The sequence below is a fragment of the Bacillus sp. PK3-067 genome (assembly GCF_056738645.1).
Map to the genome: position 1 here is coordinate 3,426,669 of NZ_CP096490.1, position 18,429 is coordinate 3,445,097.

Annotated in this window: 22 protein-coding genes; 6 read left to right on the forward strand and 16 right to left on the reverse strand. The window is 32.2% G+C overall.

All coding sequences use genetic code 11. The annotated features are described in order from the left end of the window. Window positions 1-821 precede the first annotated feature (821 nt). The 4 genes from hcp to M1D73_RS17635 form a co-directional block, all read right to left on the reverse strand. Window positions 822-2,108, reverse strand: a complete 1,287-nt coding sequence (hcp, locus tag M1D73_RS17620) for a hydroxylamine reductase (RefSeq protein ID WP_121868261.1) — start codon at window positions 2,106-2,108, stop codon at window positions 822-824. A 740-nt stretch (window positions 2,109-2,848) separates the two neighbouring features. Then, entirely contained in the window at window positions 2,849-3,622 is a 774-nt protein-coding gene (gene bla2 / locus M1D73_RS17625) for a BcII family subclass B1 metallo-beta-lactamase (protein WP_000742478.1), read from the reverse strand. 136 nt (window positions 3,623-3,758) lie between these two features. Next, window positions 3,759-4,496 carry a glycoside hydrolase family 25 protein gene (locus tag M1D73_RS17630; RefSeq protein ID WP_000727665.1) on the reverse strand — a complete coding sequence of 246 codons (738 nt, stop codon included), beginning with the start codon at window positions 4,494-4,496 and terminating at the stop codon, window positions 3,759-3,761. 34 nt (window positions 4,497-4,530) lie between these two features. Continuing rightward, window positions 4,531-4,812 (reverse strand): MazG nucleotide pyrophosphohydrolase domain-containing protein, encoded by a 282-nt coding sequence (locus M1D73_RS17635; RefSeq protein WP_033695754.1) that lies wholly within the window; start codon window positions 4,810-4,812, stop codon window positions 4,531-4,533. 124 nt (window positions 4,813-4,936) lie between these two features. Here M1D73_RS17635 and M1D73_RS17640 point away from each other — a divergent pair, with 124 nt between their 5' ends. Next, window positions 4,937-5,227 (forward strand): DUF3784 domain-containing protein, encoded by a 291-nt coding sequence (locus tag M1D73_RS17640; protein ID WP_000171773.1) that lies wholly within the window; start codon window positions 4,937-4,939, stop codon window positions 5,225-5,227. A gap of 28 nt (window positions 5,228-5,255) precedes the next feature. On the opposite strand, the gene M1D73_RS17645 is transcribed toward M1D73_RS17640, so the two are convergent. Beyond that, window positions 5,256-5,537 (reverse strand): hypothetical protein, encoded by a 282-nt coding sequence (locus tag M1D73_RS17645; protein WP_000397725.1) that lies wholly within the window; start codon window positions 5,535-5,537, stop codon window positions 5,256-5,258. A gap of 134 nt (window positions 5,538-5,671) precedes the next feature. Here M1D73_RS17645 and M1D73_RS17650 point away from each other — a divergent pair, with 134 nt between their 5' ends. Continuing rightward, a complete protein-coding gene (locus M1D73_RS17650) occupies window positions 5,672-5,866 on the forward strand; it encodes a hypothetical protein (protein WP_000819660.1) in 195 nt (64 codons plus the stop codon). Between the two features lie 88 nt (window positions 5,867-5,954). Here M1D73_RS17650 and M1D73_RS17655 read toward each other — a convergent pair whose 3' ends face one another. The 4 genes from M1D73_RS17655 to M1D73_RS17670 form a co-directional block, all read right to left on the reverse strand. Next, window positions 5,955-6,203 (reverse strand): hypothetical protein, encoded by a 249-nt coding sequence (locus tag M1D73_RS17655; RefSeq protein ID WP_000666948.1) that lies wholly within the window; start codon window positions 6,201-6,203, stop codon window positions 5,955-5,957. A gap of 280 nt (window positions 6,204-6,483) precedes the next feature. After that, window positions 6,484-7,527 (reverse strand): flavin-containing monooxygenase, encoded by a 1,044-nt coding sequence (locus M1D73_RS17660; RefSeq protein ID WP_059303561.1) that lies wholly within the window; start codon window positions 7,525-7,527, stop codon window positions 6,484-6,486. Window positions 7,528-7,677: 150 nt separating this feature from the next. Then, window positions 7,678-8,031, reverse strand: coding sequence for a glyoxalase superfamily protein (locus tag M1D73_RS17665; protein WP_000632406.1), 354 nt, complete (start codon window positions 8,029-8,031; stop codon window positions 7,678-7,680). Between the two features lie 13 nt (window positions 8,032-8,044). Beyond that, window positions 8,045-8,737, reverse strand: a complete 693-nt coding sequence (locus M1D73_RS17670) for a cyclic nucleotide-binding domain-containing protein (RefSeq protein WP_000754832.1) — start codon at window positions 8,735-8,737, stop codon at window positions 8,045-8,047. A 108-nt stretch (window positions 8,738-8,845) separates the two neighbouring features. Between M1D73_RS17670 and M1D73_RS17675 the strand changes: the two genes are divergently transcribed. The 3 genes from M1D73_RS17675 to M1D73_RS17685 all read left to right on the forward strand — a co-directional run bounded on the left by M1D73_RS17675 (window position 8,846) and on the right by M1D73_RS17685 (window position 10,354). Beyond that, window positions 8,846-9,292, forward strand: coding sequence for a DMT family transporter (locus M1D73_RS17675; RefSeq protein WP_002039063.1), 447 nt, complete (start codon window positions 8,846-8,848; stop codon window positions 9,290-9,292). A gap of 13 nt (window positions 9,293-9,305) precedes the next feature. Next, on the forward strand, window positions 9,306-9,770 hold the full coding sequence (locus M1D73_RS17680; protein WP_000965811.1) for a DMT family transporter: 465 nt from the start codon (window positions 9,306-9,308) through the stop codon (window positions 9,768-9,770). Between the two features lie 89 nt (window positions 9,771-9,859). After that, window positions 9,860-10,354: a hypothetical protein gene (locus M1D73_RS17685; RefSeq protein WP_059303560.1), complete on the forward strand. Its 495-nt coding sequence runs from the start codon at window positions 9,860-9,862 to the stop codon at window positions 10,352-10,354. A 40-nt stretch (window positions 10,355-10,394) separates the two neighbouring features. Here M1D73_RS17685 and aiiA read toward each other — a convergent pair whose 3' ends face one another. The 5 genes from aiiA to M1D73_RS17710 all read right to left on the reverse strand — a co-directional run bounded on the left by aiiA (window position 10,395) and on the right by M1D73_RS17710 (window position 16,333). Then, window positions 10,395-11,147, reverse strand: coding sequence for a quorum-quenching N-acyl homoserine lactonase AiiA (gene aiiA, locus M1D73_RS17690; RefSeq protein ID WP_059303559.1), 753 nt, complete (start codon window positions 11,145-11,147; stop codon window positions 10,395-10,397). A 401-nt stretch (window positions 11,148-11,548) separates the two neighbouring features. Then, on the reverse strand, window positions 11,549-12,940 hold the full coding sequence (locus tag M1D73_RS17695) for an amino acid permease (RefSeq protein ID WP_001284404.1): 1,392 nt from the start codon (window positions 12,938-12,940) through the stop codon (window positions 11,549-11,551). A gap of 503 nt (window positions 12,941-13,443) precedes the next feature. Next, window positions 13,444-14,388: a GNAT family N-acetyltransferase gene (locus M1D73_RS17700; protein ID WP_071741097.1), complete on the reverse strand. Its 945-nt coding sequence runs from the start codon at window positions 14,386-14,388 to the stop codon at window positions 13,444-13,446. A gap of 61 nt (window positions 14,389-14,449) precedes the next feature. Continuing rightward, on the reverse strand, window positions 14,450-14,998 hold the full coding sequence (locus M1D73_RS17705) for a hypothetical protein (RefSeq protein WP_071741096.1): 549 nt from the start codon (window positions 14,996-14,998) through the stop codon (window positions 14,450-14,452). Between the two features lie 135 nt (window positions 14,999-15,133). Beyond that, window positions 15,134-16,333: a multidrug effflux MFS transporter gene (locus tag M1D73_RS17710; RefSeq protein ID WP_121868225.1), complete on the reverse strand. Its 1,200-nt coding sequence runs from the start codon at window positions 16,331-16,333 to the stop codon at window positions 15,134-15,136. 362 nt (window positions 16,334-16,695) lie between these two features. Here M1D73_RS17710 and M1D73_RS17715 point away from each other — a divergent pair, with 362 nt between their 5' ends. Next, window positions 16,696-17,262 (forward strand): DUF5823 family protein, encoded by a 567-nt coding sequence (locus tag M1D73_RS17715; RefSeq protein WP_000570046.1) that lies wholly within the window; start codon window positions 16,696-16,698, stop codon window positions 17,260-17,262. A 43-nt stretch (window positions 17,263-17,305) separates the two neighbouring features. Here M1D73_RS17715 and M1D73_RS17720 read toward each other — a convergent pair whose 3' ends face one another. Further along, a complete protein-coding gene (locus M1D73_RS17720; protein WP_000390469.1) occupies window positions 17,306-17,530 on the reverse strand; it encodes a hemolysin XhlA family protein in 225 nt (74 codons plus the stop codon). 310 nt (window positions 17,531-17,840) lie between these two features. After that, entirely contained in the window at window positions 17,841-18,119 is a 279-nt protein-coding gene (locus tag M1D73_RS17725) for a hypothetical protein (RefSeq protein ID WP_000865005.1), read from the reverse strand. Window positions 18,120-18,429: the final 310 nt, after the last annotated feature.

Here is an 18,429-nt window from a genome sequence, read left to right on the forward strand (position 1 = left end):
TATGCTTGTAATTTTTCTAGTCATTTTTCTTCAAGAGCTAATAACGCTTATTTTTCGAATTTTTAACGAAATCATCTTCTCCGTATTGGTTTCATTCTTTTTACAGGTGATATATTCATTATTTTATTGTTATCAACACTGCCTAACCTTACAATAAAACCAAACGAAAATAAATTAAGTTTACATATACATAAACATTTTATTATAACGTCTATAAATTATCAATACAGCAAATAAATCATTTTTATGTCTGTCAATAAAAAACAATATATTCAAGATCCACTTCATAATAAAAGATTGATGTGCATGTAAATGTACCCATATCACTTTCAAAATAAGAATGAGAATTTTTTCAACAAAAATAAGATGCAGTTATTGATTTTACAGTAAAAAAAGCCCCTCCATTTTGAAAATGCGCAATCAAAATGAGTAGGGCTATTTCCAATTTAAATTTTATAAAAGAATGATTATCATAAATAATATTTTACTTTTTAGTCTACCTTATTATTTTCAATCCATTTTCCTAATAAATGAATGGATTTTATTCCTATAATTTGAGGTGGTATCGTTGTTTTTTTAAAATAGAAAGCTGATTTTCAAATCAAATGAAAAAGAGGTAAAATTATAGATATTCATGTAGAAATTTCGTTTTGGGGATACTTAAAATCTTAAGGTGATGGGCATGTGGTGTTATACTTTAAAAGCTCTATAAATTTTATAGATATAGCGATTTTCTTTATTAATAATCATTTGTATGTGCGTTTACTCACACACATACAAATGATTTATAAAGCCACAATTAAGTGAAAACATCTTTTCCGTTACGATAACATCATAGCCATGTCTTCTGCTGCATTTGTAATTAGTTTTAAACCAAATGTTTCTTGTAATACATCAAGCACGCCAGGTGAAATAAATTCAGGAGCCTTTGGACCGATGCGAATATCTTGAATTCCAAGACTAAATAGCCCGAGTAAAATGGCAACCGCTTTTTGTTCAAACCATGATAGCACAATACTTACTGGCAATTCATTCACTTCACATTGGAAAGCATCAGCTAATGTAGCTGCTATTTTCACTGTAGAAATGGAATTATTACATTGTCCTAAGTCGATGTAGCGCGGAATCTCGGTACCAGGTACAACACCGTAATCCACATCATTAAAGCGGAATTTCCCGCAAGAAGTTGTTAAAATAACTGTTTCTGGCGGAAGTGACGTTGCTAATTCACGATAATATTCTCCACCTTTTCCCGGTGCATCACAACCGGCAATAACAAAGAAACGCTTTATCTTCCCCTCTTTTACTGCATTAATAATTTCCGGAGCTAATGATAATACTGTATTATGATGAAACCCTGTTACTAACTGTTCATCCGACTCCATATGTACTTCTGAAAGTTCTAGTGCTTTTTGAATCAATGGTGTAAAATCATCATTTTCAATTTTTTGTACACCCTCTAAACCTGCAATGTCATATGAAAAGAATCGATCAGAGTATGATCCTTTAATTGGCATAACACAGTTCGTTGTAGCTAATATGGCACCAGTAAATTTTTCAAAAAGGCGTCTTTGATCATACCATGCCTTACCGATGTTTCCTTTTAAATGTTTATATTTTTTCAGTTGCGGGTATCCGTGTGCTGGTAGCATTTCAGAATGCGTATAAATATTAATGTCTTTTCCTTCTGTTTGCTTTAATAGTTCTTCTAATGCAAATAAATTATGGCCCGTAACTACAATTGCTTTACCTTCTACACGATTTTGTGTAATTTGTACAGGTTCTGGCACACCAAAATGATTCGTATGTGCCTCATCTAATAATTCCATCACCCGTAAAGCTGATTTCCCCACTTTCATAGCCATATCAATATGCTCTTGTTCGTTAAAATTAGAATTTGTTAATGTCATATATAAAGCTTCTTGTGTTGTAGCATCTACAAATCCATCCGTATACCCTAGCTGAGCAGCATGTGTGCGATAAGCTGCAATTCCTTTTAGCCCAAACACAATCGTATCTTGTAGACTCGCAATCGTTTCATTCTTCCCACAAACACCCATTACTTTACATCCGCCTGTTGGCGTTTGTTCACATTGATAACAAAACATATCATCCCACCCTCTCCCAATCATTCATTACACCTTAAGCATAATACCCATTGAAAAAAAGTGATGTGATATCAATCACAATAATATATAAAGATTTGTGACAGTTCATATTGTTGACATAATATTTTTATTGACACTAAAAAATAAGCATTAGTGTGCACACATCTTTCGATACTTTTAAATAGCTAATTAATTTGGAGAAATATATAAAACGAAAAAAATTTTGAGTCCCATGTACAAATAGTTGCAATTCATTACATATGAAAATAGACATACAAATACGCTCTTCTTTCTATCATTCAATAGAAAGAAGAGCGTATTTGTCATTTTAAGGAACTATCATTTTTTTTATTAAAGCCTTCATTGTAAACCTCTTTATTTACAATACATTTACACTATCTTAACATTACTTACATTATTTATATGATATATTTATATAGAAGCTACTTAAGAAATTTCATATACATTTTATCTTTATGATCTCTAATCTAATCAATAAAAAGATCATGTTATATTTTTATAACAGGGGTGAATTACGATGACTGAAACTTTAAAAACACTTATAATGCTTGATGCTACTTACGTTGTTATTGCAATTATGACAGTACTAGTATTTGTATACTTGGAATTAAAATCTCAGTAATATATGCTGACGTAATCGACAGATTCAGCATTTAAATATAGTTAGAAGAAAGAAAGGAGAAAATTATTTCTCCTTTCTTTTGTATTTCTACAATTTCTTATTTTAATAAATCCAATGTATGTAAAAGTAATCCCTTGTCTCCTACTTCTCCATGACCAGGTACTACCGAATTTATATTTCCATATCGCTTCAGCACATTCTCAATCGATGTAGACCATTCATTTACATACGCATCCGCAACATTTCCTAAATCTTTAGCTTCCGCAGATTTTACTAAACAGCCTCCAGCTAAAATTTGATATTGTGGCAACCAAACAACAATATTATCTTCTGTATGTCCTTTCCCTGGATAGAACGTTTCTACTTTTGTATTGCCAAACTTCAAACTCGTAATTATTTGTAAATCTCCAAGCGGCTCTTCATATCCACTGTTCTTTGCTAGTTCTGCGGTTAATGCTGTACTATGCGCTTTAATTCCTCTTTCTTTCAACGTTTTTATTCCGCCAATTCGATCAGCGTGCGCATGTGTAATAATGACATCCGTTATGCGCTTCTGAAATTTCTTTTCTACCATTTCCATTAGTTCCTTCGTTAATTTGTTATCCCAAGAAGAATCAACAAGCACTAGTCCTTTAGTAGTATTAAGAACTAGACCGTTCGAAGGAACTGCTTCTCCATTAAAATAACCTAACTCCGTATGAACCCATACATTCTTGTTTAACTGAGATATTGAAATGGTTCCCGTCTCATTTTTTATTACTGTTTTCTCTACCTTTTGTGATGCTTGTACAGAAGAAATTGTGCTAACAAATTGAATTGTTCCTAGTAAACCTACACATAATCCTACTTTTAACAACGTATTCTTTTTCATGTTATCAACCCTTTCTTTCAAGCTAAATAGTTATTACCTATATTAGACAATTTATCTCAAATGTTTGTTCCATCTTCATTTGCATACTTTTATGTAATTAACAAAAAAGCGTACAAAATTTTGTACGCTTTAAAACTTAATCTTTCATTCCATAATTCTCAAACTCTTCCTCATTCCCATAAAATACATTCAAATCAATATACTTTTCTTTTCCATTATAACCGCTTAATCTCCCGCGGTTCGTGTATTGCCAAAACGTCCATTTTCTCTCATCAGATAAACTCGGTTTTGTAAGAACACTACGAATCCATATATTACATTTTGGATACGCATCCTTTATATATAAATCATACGCCTCTTGCGTTGCATACAATATTACTTTCTTATCGTAATGTTTTTCTAGCATTTCAATCATGACCGCCAACTCTTTCGTAACATCTTCACGCTTAGGCGGATTATCTTTTTTGTTAGCGTAAAACTCAACATCAATCACGGGTGGCAGTGCTTGTTTATATTTTGGAACAGTTCGTATAAATTGCTCTGCTTGTGTTTCACCCTTACTATCGAAACTAAAAAAATGATACGCTCCGATGCGCATATCTGTCTTATTCGCATTCCTCCAATTTTTCGAAAAGTACTCATCCACAAACGAACTTCCTTCAGTCGCCTTTATAAACGCAAACTTCATATTTTGCTTTTCCAACTCTCTCCAATCTATATCCCCTTGATACGATGCGACATCTACACCTTTTATTTCATACTTATCAGCACTTATTTGATTCGGAATGAATATGCCTTGAAAAACTAAGTAAACGACAACACTTATTACACTAATTAAAGTAAAGATTCCCCCTATAAAAAGCTTCTTTTTCATTCATATCACCCATCTTTACAAATTAAAATTCTACTTACCATTCACGCTTTTTATTAATTTTCATTTTTTCTTTAAACGCCTTCTCTAAATCAATATTTAATTTATTTGCTAAATCACATACATTCCAAATTACATCAAACATTTCTAAACCGATTTCTCTTTTCGCATCTTGTATTGTATCACGCTTTAATATGACTTCCGCCAATTCACCTAATTCCGCCATCGTATATATCGTACGCTCTTCAATTGTTGTATCTTGAAATCCTTTTTCTTTACTGAAATTTGATACATACTTCTGAAACTCCACAATATTCATACTTAATCTCCCCTCATTACCAATACTCTATTTTTCTATTACACTTAAAACCAAATTTATATTTTGTTAAATTATAACATTCGGACTATAATTTATTTATAGCCCATTAACGGAGGTGTTTGCAATGACTCTCTTCGCTTCACCAACATTATTTATAGTAGCAATCATTTCATTTGCACTAGCTTATTTCATCGGAGTAAAGCAGTACACTTGGCTCTTATCAGGATTCAACGAACGCCGCGTGCCTGATAAAGTGAAACTATCAAAAATAGTAGGTCTTTATAATTTAATTGCTGGTGTCATTGCGACAATCGGTAGTGTCTTCACTACGCCTAATGTCACAATCGTTATTCCTATCACTCTAATTGGACACTTTATAATCGCGGCTTATGTAAATACACGCATGGTGCAGTAAAAAAGATCACCCAAATGGATGATCTTTTTTATAATTTATCAACATATTGCTTCGCTTCTAGTAAGGAAAAACTAAAAGCTTCTCTTACTCTCTTAACTGCTGTAATTTTTTTGCCTTCTTCTACAAGCTGGCGTAGTTCTTTATTAATTTCAGGTTCTCTTTCTATAATTCCCATTTCTTTCGTAATTAATTGTAATCTATCTTCAATTCTCTTTAAACGCGCATCATTTTTCTTTTCAATTGTAGTTAATTTTTCAGCGATATAAATGAAACCAACAGCTACTATCAGTATAACCATCCAGAATTCCATGAATGTTCCCCCCTTACTAACTTTCATTTACTTTATTTCACTAACTTATGTAAATTTTACCACAATACACATTTAATGTATAATATCACTATATCAAACTGTTAATAAAACCTATTATTTTAGGGGGACACTTTATGAAAAGATTTTTAAATACGTTACTTCAATTTGTAGTTCTTTCAATCGTGCTACATTTGTTATTTGATATAGTTGGTTGGCTTGTTTTCAATGCACCAATTAAAAACAAACAAATCATCATTTCTTTAATAACAATCTCATGGGTTATGTACATGTACCGAGACAAATTTTTTCAAAAGTTCACTTCAAACTAACAAAAAAAGAAAACACTTCATTGGTGAGGTTGTAAAAACGTTATCCTTATAATGAAAATAAAGAAGCTGTTCCTTCCAGCTTCTTTATCTATATAACATTTTTCGCAACAATTTTTATATGTTCTGGTGCGATAATCTCCGTTATACTTTCTTGGAAATCTTCCCGCAACATTTCTTCCAAATGTTCTAACTGCACTTCAACATGAGTGCATTCTAAATTATGTATATTTAACAGTGCATAATGATCTTTTTTCTTAATTACTAAATATTGATTTTCCTCTGTCACAAGTACAGAACCTAATCGGACTCCTAGTAAGCGTTGATCATCAAACTTCATAATTACTTCTCCTTCCCTCATATAAACAAAATTACAATGAAAATAATTACATTTATGGAAAAACACACTTATTTAGACTATATCATAATTTACTAAAATAGAAATATCTTTTTCTGTTTTAATAAAAATCCCTATTTTTTCATATATTTCGATACAAAAAACTTTCTCAACATTAAATTTGAATTTTCAGTTTTTAATCCTATGAAAATCTATTATAATAAAGTTAATAAATGTTTGACCTCTCCTAATTCATGTACATATGGATGATCAGTAGTTATTGCTACTGATCTATTTTTTTGATTTCAGAAAGTACATACTCTGCATCCTTTCCTACACCACAAATAAGTGCGGAACCCCTTTGAGATTGCCATGGTAAACCGATATAATACAATCCTTTTACTGGACTGATTCCCTTTATATGATTAGGAAATCCTTTCTCATTCACTGCCTGTTCAATTTCAATCCAATTATAATTTTGAACAAAACCAGTTGACCATATAATGCTTTCTGCACTATAAGTATCACCATTCTGAAACATAATGTTATTTCCTGATGCACTTACTACTTTTTCTTGCAGTTTGATTGCTCCATTACGAATAAGTTTCTTACCTTCAAAACCGAAAATAGGGTCCTTTCTCTTCTGAAACCATCTTCCCCTCTTTGTATTTATTTCAGCGTACAATAAACCCACTTTTTCTAGCAGATTAAAAATACTTTTTCCAAAAAGTTGTAACGGTAAAAACGTTAAAGGATGACTAATAGACACCGTAACTTCATGAGTCTTTGCCAGTTCTACTGCAATTTGCATTCCTGAATTCCCACCACCTACTACTAGTACTTTTCCCTTAGGAATTTGTGATGGTGATTTATATTGTGATGAATGTATTTGAAAAATATGTGATGATAGATTTGCTGAAACTGAGGGAATAAACGGTTGCTGAAAAGCACCTGATGCGATAATAACTTTTTTCGTTTGTAAAATTTCTGTAGGAGTATGTAATTCAAATATTTCTTTTTCTTTCTTTATTTTTAGAACTTCCGTTTGTAATTGTACCGGTAATTGAAAATGTCTTGCATATTCTTCTAAATAAGTTGCAATTTCATCTTTATATGGAAATTCATTTTTTTCACCTATTAACGCCATACCCGGCAAGCTACTGTAAGACCTTGGGGTAAAAAGCTGCAAAGAATCATATCGATTTCTCCATGAATCACCAACTCGTTTTCCTGCCTCAAGTAATAAAAAATTATGCCCTTCTTGCTTCAAGTAATATCCCATTGTTAATCCAGCTTGACCCGCCCCAATAATAATTAGATCTTTCATTCTAATCCCTCCTCTTCTTAAACGCATGAATACTTGTTCATATATTCATACGTTTCCATAATCATAACATTTTCTTTTTATATGATTCAATATCTACTCAAAATAAAAAAGAGCAGTTCACTGCTCTATGAACTACTCTTCATTCCATTTCTACAATTTTTCCTCGTATAGTGTAATTCTATTTGAAAACGGATCAATTACGGTTAATTCAATTGTACCCCAAGGTGTTTTTTCTATATTCGGCTTCGAATAAGCATATTCTTTACTTAATACTACAGAATGATAATCCTTTACATCATCTATTTTGATCCGAATCGCACCACCTGGTGAGGCATCACCATGATGTTCTGATAAATGTATCACAGCATCCTGTAACGAAATTTGCAAATATAATGGCATATTTTCCTCATACCGATGTTCCCAATCCAGTTTAAATCCTAAAAAACCTAAGTAAAATAGTTTTGCTTTTTCAATATCAAAAATTCTAAATATAGGTGTTATCATTTATACTCTCCTCCTATTTATAAACATCTGCTGCCAATTCTCCCAAAACTTCCACGTTTACTACTTCAAAACAACCATCATTCTTCTTTATTATCTCTTTATCACAAAAAACATTTAATGTGCGCAACAAATGCCGATAGCTCGTTCCTAACAATTCCGCTGTTTCCGTTAAATTCCCACTAAATACAATTCTATTTCCGTGCTGTACTGCCCGTTCTCCTGCTGCTAACATGTAACTCGCAAGTCTATTTTCAAGCGGATACAATAAATTAATTGTACTATTTTTTGAAAGTCGATTTAACTTATGTGCTAACGATCCACAAATACATCTTAAAAATTTCGCATCATGAAATAGCTGATTTCTCACTTTTCCTAATGGTAAACCAACACAATATGAATCTGCCATTACTTGTACATTTGAAGTAATCCTTTGGGAATGAATTAACTCTACATCTCCAAGTAACTGCAAACTATCATAAAAACACAGTAATACGGATTTCCCGTTACTTAATGTGTTAAACGCTTTCGCTTTTCCTTCAACAAAGAAATATAAATAATCTATCTCTTCATTTTCTCTACAAATAAACTCATTCTTTTTAAAAAATATAAGTTCCATATATGGCTTCATATCATGACTAAAAAATGAATCAATATTATTTTTCTTCATATACTCTGCTAATTTAATAGAATTACATACTTTCTTCATAGTTCCCCACCTTTACAACTCATCCCCATTGTAATCAAAATTTTCTTCTTCCACTATGACATATGTCATAACAATACACAATTTCAGCATGATACAGTCATTACAAATATGAAATACAAAGGGGATATTACATTGTATAACTTTCTTTCTGTCTTTATTGGTGTGCTCATCGCCGTTATGCTTCCATTGAATGGAATTTTATCTGAGTTAATTGGCAAGTACACAGCAAGCGTGGTCATTCACCTTGTCGGTTTAATTGCAGTTATCTTCATTTTAATCATAAACAAAAATAAAATTCGTTTCGATAAAAGTATTCCACTTTTTTTATATAGCGCTGGAGCGATTGGAGTATTCACTGTTCTTTTTAACAATATAAGTTTTTCCGTCCTTGGTGCTTCTATTACGATCGCATTAAGTTTACTCGGTCAATCTATTGCTTCCATCGTTATTGATCATTTCGGCTTATTAGGAATGAAAGTTGCAAAGTTTGAAAAGAAAAAACTAATTGGATTATGTTTCATCTCTTCTGGAATTATAATCATGACAATTTATTAATGGGGGCAAGAAAATGTTATATATTACGATCGCTATTTTAGCTGGTGTTTCTATCGTTGTTGCTAGAATTATTAACGCGAATTTAGCAAAGGAAATTGGAAACTGGGAAGGCACGTTTTTCAATTATATTACTGGATTATTTTTCTCTATGTTATTTTTAATTTTCAGTTCAGATTCATTGTATATCCCTATTCATAAGTTGCAATCTATTCCTATCGCCGTATACTTAGGCGGATTAGTAGGAGTTATCGTTATTTCATTATCCAACTATATTACTCCTAAAATATCAGCCTTTTATTTAACATTACTCATCTTTATCGGACAATTATTTGCGGGGACTATTATTGATTTCTTCCTGACAAATGAACTCTCAATTGGTAAAGTTATCGGTGGCATTTTCGTATTAATTGGGCTCACTTACAATTTACTCATAGATCGCCCGATAAAAACTGTGAAGCATAACCAAGTTCAACTATAATACTTTATGCTTACCTATCATATATTAATAGAAAAGCTCTTCACACGAAGTAATAGAGAGGAGAAAATCCTATTAAAAAATTTATTTTATTGCTAGGTAGCGTATTAATTCTTTCTGGAATTGCATGGTTTATAAACTCGGGAAAATCTATTCAAGATCTCTATACTGCAAATAAACCGAAAAAGAAAGCTACTATTATTTCAAGCTCGCGAGATCCAAATGAGCCCCCTGTTTTTTTAGGAAAACAGGAAATAAAAGATATACATGTAGAATCAATTAAAACAAAACAGGATATCTTTCTCACAAAAACAGATGAATTAAAAACGTTTATTAACAGTATGAATACCGCAAAAAAAGGTAAATTAACATTAGATGAAGAAGGATCAGACTTAATAGATTGTGATATGTGGATTACTTTCGAGGATGGAACTTATAAAAAATATTTCATATGGGTAGTTGATCATCACAGCAGCGAAGTGATGATTGCTCAGCAAGATACTCCTGATGATGTAAAACTTACGTACTATCAGTTAAACGAAGATAGTTCAAAAAAAGTTTATAATTTATTTAAAAAAATTATTTAAACGAAAAAGTCATGAGCACGCGAACTCATGACTTTTTGCACTATATATACTCAGGGAACACTCTACAACCCTTTTCCTGCTCTATATCATGACCAAAGAAAACAATTGGTTTCTCTTTCGCCACAACTCCTTTTAAACGTTTGATTGAAGATAAAGCTAATTCTGGATCAAATCCTGCGAACGGCACTTCATCTTCAAAATTCTCTTTCGTGTACGATGCATCAATTGTTAATAAAACTGAACCGGATTGCTCCGTCTCAATGAATAACGACTGATGGCCTGGAGAATGACCTGGCGTATACAATAATTGAACACCTGGTACCACTTTATAATCCCCTTCAATAATTTTGTAGTTCAAATGCGGTAATATACATTCTTTCATATATTCTTCTCTATGAAGTGCTGCCTCATATTCCGTTCGCTGCACAATAATCGGTGTATTTGTAAAAGCACCGTTTCCTCCTGCATGATCAAAATGTAAGTGAGAACTAATAATATATAAAAGGTCGTCCGGCTCATACCCTACACGCTTTAATATATTCACGATTCTATCTTCTTCAGTCATTTTCGGTAAAATCTGTCCTTCAACAAATGTACCGTTAAAAAGCCCTTCATTATTAACTGCACTTTCTGGCATACCTGTATCTACTAAAATAGGCCCCTCTTCTGTCTCCAAAAGATAACACCATACAGGTAAGTTCAATAAATTCCCCGGCGCGAGTGTACCATTAACAGAAGAATGATCTAACATACAACGACCTGCTGGGATGAAATAAAGCTTCTTTACTGTCATTATGTATCCACCTTTACATTTAGTTTGGGATAAAGTAATACAATAAAAAATTCTTCTTTTTAGAAATAAACTCCTTCTAGACTATCAGTACAGCTTACATAACAATGAAACATTAACACCGATTAACGCTGAAAACTTAAAGAAAGCACATGCACTACTTGAAAGCGGGCACACCATTGGGAAAATCGTATTAGAGAGATTTTAATCATGATAGTGACAGATAGTATGTGAAACTATATTAACGATTTTTCGAATATATCTATCATAACGTACAATATATCAACGATTTTTCAAATATATCTATCATAAATCAAATTATATCAACGATTCGTCAAGGTATATCGATTTATCGACAAATAGCAACAATAAGAAAAGGCTGTTCCAGATGAACAGCCTTTTCTTTATTTACTTGAAATCTCTTTATTATTTTGAACGTCTAACGGAGCTCGCTTTCCTATTCCGAAAGCATAGAAACTAATTGTAACGATAGCTAAGAAAATAATACCTACAACTAATGAAATACGAGTATCATCGTTAAACCACATTCCGATTAATACCATAATTAAAAAGGCAATCGTTAAATAGTTTGTTACAGGAGCAAATGGCATTTTGAATGGATGATCTTTCATCTCTGCTCCCTTTTCTTTTCTAAAATTAATTTGACTAATTAAAATGACAAACCATGGTACCATACCAGGAAGTACACTCGCACTATATACATATACGAATAAATTTTTCGGTGCGATGTAACTTAAAACAACACCAACCGCCAGACCGATAATTACGCCAACTGTACCAAATAAAGGTACACCATTTCCAGAAAGTTTCGTAAAATATTTCGGTGCTTGTCCATTTACACCTAACGTATAAAGCATACGACCAGCACTATAAATACCACTATTACAACCAGACATTGCTGCTGTAATAACAACAAAGTTAATAAGTCCAGCTGCTGCCGTAATACCAACCTTCGCAAAAGTTGCTACGAACGGGCTACCAATTGTACTTAATTGATCCCACGGATACACAGTTACAATAACGAAAATAGCACCGATGTAGAAAATTAAAATACGCCAAATTGTACTTTGAATCGCTCTTGTAAGTGTCTTCTTTGGATCCTTCGCTTCACCAGCAGTAATACCGATTAATTCCACACCTTGGTATGCACCAACTACAAGTGATAATGCAAAGAAGAATCCTGAGAAACCACCTGTAAAGAAACCGCCATTTGACCAAAGATTAGATATGCCAATCGCTTCTCCGCCGTTACCAATTCCAAAGAAAATAAGGCCAAATCCCGCAATAATCATTAATAGAATCGTAACGATTTTAATCATCGCAAACCAAAATTCAAATTCACCAAATGACTTAACTGAAATTAAGTTAGCTGCACCAAGAATAACCATTGCGATTATACCTGGTATCCAAGCTGGTAAATCCGGGAACCAATATTGCATATATGCTCCAACCGCGATAATTTCTGACATCCCAACGATAACCCACTGGAACCAGTTACTCCACGCTGTCATATAACCAGCTAACGGGTGAATATACTTATGACCGAACGTCGCAAATGAGCCTGTACTTGGCTCCATATACAACATTTCTCCCATGGCACGCATGATGAAGAAGATAAAAATACCTGCAATGGCATAAGCAAGCATTACTGACGGACCTGTCCATTTAATTGTGCTGGCTGACCCCATAAACAAACCAACACCAATCGTTCCGCCTAAAGCAATCATTTGAATATGACGTGCTTCTAAACCTCTTTTCAATTCTTTGTTTGCCACTTCACTTCCCCCTCTTAGATGATTCATAGCCGCATTTTAACACAAGATGCTTTCCCCTAATTCCTTTCGGCCCTGAAAATGATGAAGCAAACGTCATTTTACACTAGCTTTAAAGCTATCCTAAAATCGTTTTGCGCTCCTAATAAAATTCTCAAAACCTTTCATCTTCCAATATTCTATAAATCTTAAAATTACTTACCTTATATTAATTCATTAATCTGAAAAATTCAATTATTTTTTCAATAAATCATTATACATAAGTCTGATTAATTTTTAACTAAATTAACAATAAAATACATATATTCAATATGATTCCAGCATGAATATTATTACAATATAAATAACCGAGGAAAGTATATCTTCCTCGGTTTCATACTGCATGTACTTTAATATCTATATCTGATAACGTCATTTCCATTTCTACTAACATTTTCAAACTTTATTTTCGTGGTTTCTGAACGCTCCATTAACATCTCACCCCAAAATATAATATATCAGTAAAATTACATACCATATACATCCTTCGCACAGACTTCCTTATCAAAACGAACAAATTTACTCTGTACTTCCATTCCAGCTGCTTCATATACGCGAGGTGCACCTGTAATATTTTCAGAATCTACATTTAAATGCACTTTTGAAATCCCTTCTTCGTATAATTGACCGAATGCATGATGTAACAGTGCTAATCCCAATCCTTGTTTCCGCTTAGAACGCCTTACACCTAAGTGAGTAATTTCTGCTTTATTGTCAGCACCCTTTTTACTAAAGACAAAACCAACTACTTCACCCTCAACCATCGCTAATGACCATAATGTAGGATGAAATCCCTCTCTTTCTGTACGCTGTAAAAACTCTTCTAACGTAGAAGATTTCGAATTCCAGTGGTCTGCGAAGGCTTCATTAAAAGCTTGATGTAATCTCTCATCATCTACACCAGGTATGTAATGTCGCACTGTAACACCATTTGGCCAGATTGCTGATGGAATATTTTTCTTTAATTCAATCCCCATTCCCCACCAAATACGAGTTGGAATAAACCCGGATTCCCCTAATATTTTTTCCTCATAGGAATTATTTGCTTGTGTTACAATCGTGCCATTCAAGCAAGATGAGTTACTAACAAGATCCGTAGCACGCCCTTCAAGCTTTGACCATATTACTTGTTCAATGCCTTGATTCATATAATTAGGATGAATAAGTACAGCAGATGGAAACTGCCCTTCATTCCCTGTCAAAATTCCATAAGCGATTATTTCTTCTCCATTCATAACAACATAAGAGCTTTTACTAACATCAATACCTTTCCATGAATTAGTTATATCCTCTACCGTTGTATCAATTTCCCCATAAATAGCTTGATCATAAATCTTACATAAATTGAAAATTTGTAGTAAATCTTCTTGTGAAGTTGCTTTAACGTTTAGACCGTTTACTAAGTTCTGCATACAATTCACCTCATTTTAATTAAAAATTCAAATCTTATCGCAAAAACATTTCATAATACTACTATTTTATGAAAAATATTAATCCACCTAAAACAATCAACAATACACCCGAAAGTGGAAAACTCTTCTCTTCAATTTTTATCTTTTCCTCAATAATATCTTTAATTTTCCCCTTCATATCATCTGGACATTTTTTAAATAAAATATTAGTTGTATGTAGTGGTCTATTCAATATTCGAATTTTAACAGGAGAACCTGATAAATATATATTATTTTTCTCCACAGTAAATTCTATATTTGCTTCAATTAACCCTTCTTTCACTAACATATTCACCCGGCTAGAAGATAGATTAAATACTGTATAATCGTTAAAAGCTAGTCCTCTAATATCGAAATGTGAGTATACGAGAACTAAAGCTATAAACAACAAAACAAGTACAACTATTGTTTTCACTAATGAAAGTTGATTTAACATATAAGAGGATATTGTCATATAAGCACAAAAGAATGCCATTAAATTACAAAGATAGTGGTTTACAATGAAAGTTTTTCTTGCAACGATAGTAAGTCCGGAAATGATTAGTAGCGTGCATACTAGATTCATTAACATATTTCCCCCTCCCAAAAACTATAACTATACAATTTTGTTATATTTTAACATTAATTACATATTCATACCTATAATTACTTTCATAAAATATAAAAGAGTCTCATTAAAAAATGAGACTCTTTTACAATTTCATATTTAAATCGATTTCGAAGTTTGCTTACCAAAGATAAATATCCTAGTAAACACTGCCATTATAACTACAATAACTAGAAAATAAAGTGGCATCACCAGTAACGAGCCCGTATGCAATTGACTCATTCCCCAAATTGTCATCGTTACAATTACATAGTATCCTAAGCTAAACAACGCTCCAGCTGTACCAATGACATCTTGAAAATCTACTAACGCTAAACTTAAACAATTAGGCAATGCTACTCCAATTCCTAATAGCAATATAAACATCGCTATTAAAAATACAACCATATATATTACATTCGGATTTGATCCCACAAACGTAATAACAGATAAAAGGATAGCTCCTCCTGTCATTATGAGACAACCGATATATATAATTTTCTCTGGTTTATAAGTAGCAAGTAAACGTTTTGAAATTTTCGCTCCAACAATAGAAGCAGATGCAACAACAATTCCTAGAAATCCATACATACTAGGCGATAATTGAAAATATTCAATAAAGATAAACGGCGCTTCTGCATAATAGCTAAATAAAACACCATTTGCTCCTCCAATTAACAGCCCATATGTTACCACTTTCGGATTTGTAATTAACCTCTTCAAGACTGAAAATACATTTATTTTATTCGTTACTGAGCCCGTTTTTGTTTCAGGAAGAGAAACAAACGTATACAGAAAAATACCGATACTCATAACTACTAAACTTAAAAATACTATTTTAAATCCAAACATTTGATCAAGAAAGCCACCAATTAACGGTCCTATCGCTGGTGTAAAAGCAATGACTGCCGAGATTTGAGCAAACATAACATGCCTCTTATGCCCTTCTACACTTTCACGAAGAATCGTTTGCGTCACAACTGATCCTGCACTTGCTCCAAACGCTTGAATAAAACGACTTACCAATAAAACTTCAATGGAATTTGCAATATAGCATAAGAAACTCCCAGCGCCATATACGACAATTCCAAGTAGCATCGCCCGGCGACGACCAATTATATCTGATAACCACCCAATAAAAAATACACCTAACGCAAAACCAGCAAAATACACACTAAGTGTTAACTGCACCTCATTATTACTTACATGTAACGCCTTTGAAATATCAGGTAACGACGGTGTGTAAATCGTTTCACTAATTTGCGGAAATGCGACAAGAACAATCATTAACAAAAGTGATGGTACTGAGACTTTTTTCATTTTTCATACCCTCCTATAACTTTGAAAATCTCAGAAATAAAAAGACTTTCCTTAGCTACGGAACAGGAGGGGCCATTATAGAAATCCGTTCATAAAACAACAAAGAAAACACCTCAATTACGTATGTTAATACTTATAGGAGGGTAATATTAACATCGATTTTTAAATATACTTTTTCAATTATATTACATACTACGTTTCTTTTACTAGTGCTCGGCCTTGGAGGATTGTTAAAAAGATAACTTGATGCAGTCACCTTTTTATGGAATAATTAGAAATAGTTTGAATTCTCAAGTTTAATTATTAAACGATAGACTAGCATATTTTAATGTCACAAGCTTACAAACTGGAGGCCTTTCGTAATGATTGAAATTTTAAGGACAGTAGTAAACTTTCTAATTTCTCTATTCTCAGGAGAATTACCATTTGTATATTATGTATGGATTATTACCCTATTCCTAATTCAAATAACCCAATCTACTCTAAACTATAAACTCTTTAACAAGAAAGGCAATTTCAGCACTTATATATCGGAAGGATTACTTGCTTTTATTATTTTATTGTTTGGAGGAATATTAGTATCTAAGTTACTTGCTTACATAATAGACGATCCTACTATTAGTATGACGAATTTAACACATTATTTTGTTTCTCTTATCATATTAACTATATTTGTCGTAATAACCTGTGTTAAAGACTTTATAGAGACATCTATAAAGAATAAAAATATATCTCTTTTGAGCTTTTTAGTAATTTCCTTAATAACAAGTATACTTTCATTCAAGTTTTTATCACCTTTAATTGAAGGTTCTTTTTCTCTTTCTAAATCTTTTATAACTACTTTAATCATTCTAGTAACTGTATCCATTCCTCTATTAATTTCCTTAGAGGATAAGTATGCAGATGAAAAGGAAACGGAAAATTTATAGCTTCTCATTTACATAAAAGAAAGAGGGAGCTCCCCTCTTTCTTTTAAATCATCCCTTTTAATATCAATCCTAAAACTGACATTATTATCGCACTAATAATAATTCGCAAAATCCAAGTAGTGTTTGTACTTATTTTTTCTAATTGCTTATTGATTGTTGCTATATCTTTCTCATTAATAGTAGTACGCGTTTCTAAATTTCGAATGTCTCTCATCATTTCTTTTTGCTCCGCCTTGAGACTGTCAATTTTAGCGTAAACATCTTCCATATATTCACACCCTCTGTTCATCTTAATAGAAAAATCTATATATATTATGAGACAACCCTCTTACCTGTGAATACATTGCGTACATCCGCGTACCAAATTATTTGTACAATCTAATTGAATTATTCATATGTTTCCTATCTTCTATATAAATCAGCGTTAAGATAAATTAAAAAAGGAATCCCTTGTTTATTTAACAACAAACAAGGTGCAATCCAACATTCGGGAGCACCTACGATAATTTCTATTGTTTTCATATTTACAACTCCATATAATCAGTATGATTTTCTGAAGAAGCCACTTTTTGAACTGCTTAAAGTATACTAATATGAATACGAAATAGCTGTATTGATAAACTCTCTAGAACAATAAATATACTGGCTGAAACCGATCTATATCCAATATTTTTTCCAGTAACATGAATGGTTATTTCTGATAAATACGTTTGTATATCATTGTTTTCAAAAATTTCATCCTCAACCTTTACAATATCTGCTTCACAATCTACTTCTTTAAAAGTTTTCAATAATTTTGTTTCCAATAAACTACAATCAAAATTCTCATCTTTTATTACGGCAAATTTAACCTTCATATCGATTTCCCCATTTTTAACAAACTAAAATCATTAAATCAATATAAATATATATTATTCTATTAAATAATTCAAAATATACGCTTCTCATATACATTATTTCCTTTCACTCATACTTTTATCATTGAGTTTTTATTCACAAATTCGTAACACATATATATGAGTTATTATGCTAAAATTAGTTTATTCACAAGAAGAAGTTATTCTTAATAAATCAATTATTTTTAATACCCTGTTTAAAGCCTTGCCCCCCTGCAAGGCTTTTTCCTATTTAACTAGAGTAGTAGTTTTCGTTATGCATCTCTCCCCT

What these genes read in the sequence shown, in the direction of transcription:
- hcp (WP_121868261.1), bottom strand. Translation starts at nt 2,108, where the DNA reads ATGTTTTGTTATCAATGTGAACAAACGCCAACAGGCGGATGTAAAGTA.
- bla2 (WP_000742478.1), bottom strand. Translation starts at nt 3,622, where the DNA reads ATGAAAAAGAATACGTTGTTAAAAGTAGGATTATGTGTAGGTTTACTA.
- M1D73_RS17630 (WP_000727665.1), bottom strand. Translation starts at nt 4,496, where the DNA reads ATGAAAAAGAAGCTTTTTATAGGGGGAATCTTTACTTTAATTAGTGTA.
- M1D73_RS17635 (WP_033695754.1), bottom strand. Translation starts at nt 4,812, where the DNA reads ATGAATATTGTGGAGTTTCAGAAGTATGTATCAAATTTCAGTAAAGAA.
- M1D73_RS17640 (WP_000171773.1), top strand. Translation starts at nt 4,937, where the DNA reads ATGACTCTCTTCGCTTCACCAACATTATTTATAGTAGCAATCATTTCA.
- M1D73_RS17645 (WP_000397725.1), bottom strand. Translation starts at nt 5,537, where the DNA reads ATGGAATTCTGGATGGTTATACTGATAGTAGCTGTTGGTTTCATTTAT.
- M1D73_RS17650 (WP_000819660.1), top strand. Translation starts at nt 5,672, where the DNA reads ATGAAAAGATTTTTAAATACGTTACTTCAATTTGTAGTTCTTTCAATC.
- M1D73_RS17655 (WP_000666948.1), bottom strand. Translation starts at nt 6,203, where the DNA reads ATGAAGTTTGATGATCAACGCTTACTAGGAGTCCGATTAGGTTCTGTA.
- M1D73_RS17660 (WP_059303561.1), bottom strand. Translation starts at nt 7,527, where the DNA reads ATGAAAGATCTAATTATTATTGGGGCGGGTCAAGCTGGATTAACAATG.
- M1D73_RS17665 (WP_000632406.1), bottom strand. Translation starts at nt 8,031, where the DNA reads ATGATAACACCTATATTTAGAATTTTTGATATTGAAAAAGCAAAACTA.
- M1D73_RS17670 (WP_000754832.1), bottom strand. Translation starts at nt 8,737, where the DNA reads ATGAAGAAAGTATGTAATTCTATTAAATTAGCAGAGTATATGAAGAAA.
- M1D73_RS17675 (WP_002039063.1), top strand. Translation starts at nt 8,846, where the DNA reads ATGAAATACAAAGGGGATATTACATTGTATAACTTTCTTTCTGTCTTT.
- M1D73_RS17680 (WP_000965811.1), top strand. Translation starts at nt 9,306, where the DNA reads ATGTTATATATTACGATCGCTATTTTAGCTGGTGTTTCTATCGTTGTT.
- aiiA (WP_059303559.1), bottom strand. Translation starts at nt 11,147, where the DNA reads ATGACAGTAAAGAAGCTTTATTTCATCCCAGCAGGTCGTTGTATGTTA.
- M1D73_RS17700 (WP_071741097.1), bottom strand. Translation starts at nt 14,388, where the DNA reads ATGCAGAACTTAGTAAACGGTCTAAACGTTAAAGCAACTTCACAAGAA.
- M1D73_RS17705 (WP_071741096.1), bottom strand. Translation starts at nt 14,998, where the DNA reads ATGTTAATGAATCTAGTATGCACGCTACTAATCATTTCCGGACTTACT.
- M1D73_RS17710 (WP_121868225.1), bottom strand. Translation starts at nt 16,333, where the DNA reads ATGAAAAAAGTCTCAGTACCATCACTTTTGTTAATGATTGTTCTTGTC.
- M1D73_RS17715 (WP_000570046.1), top strand. Translation starts at nt 16,696, where the DNA reads ATGATTGAAATTTTAAGGACAGTAGTAAACTTTCTAATTTCTCTATTC.
- M1D73_RS17720 (WP_000390469.1), bottom strand. Translation starts at nt 17,530, where the DNA reads ATGGAAGATGTTTACGCTAAAATTGACAGTCTCAAGGCGGAGCAAAAA.
- M1D73_RS17725 (WP_000865005.1), bottom strand. Translation starts at nt 18,119, where the DNA reads ATGAAGGTTAAATTTGCCGTAATAAAAGATGAGAATTTTGATTGTAGT.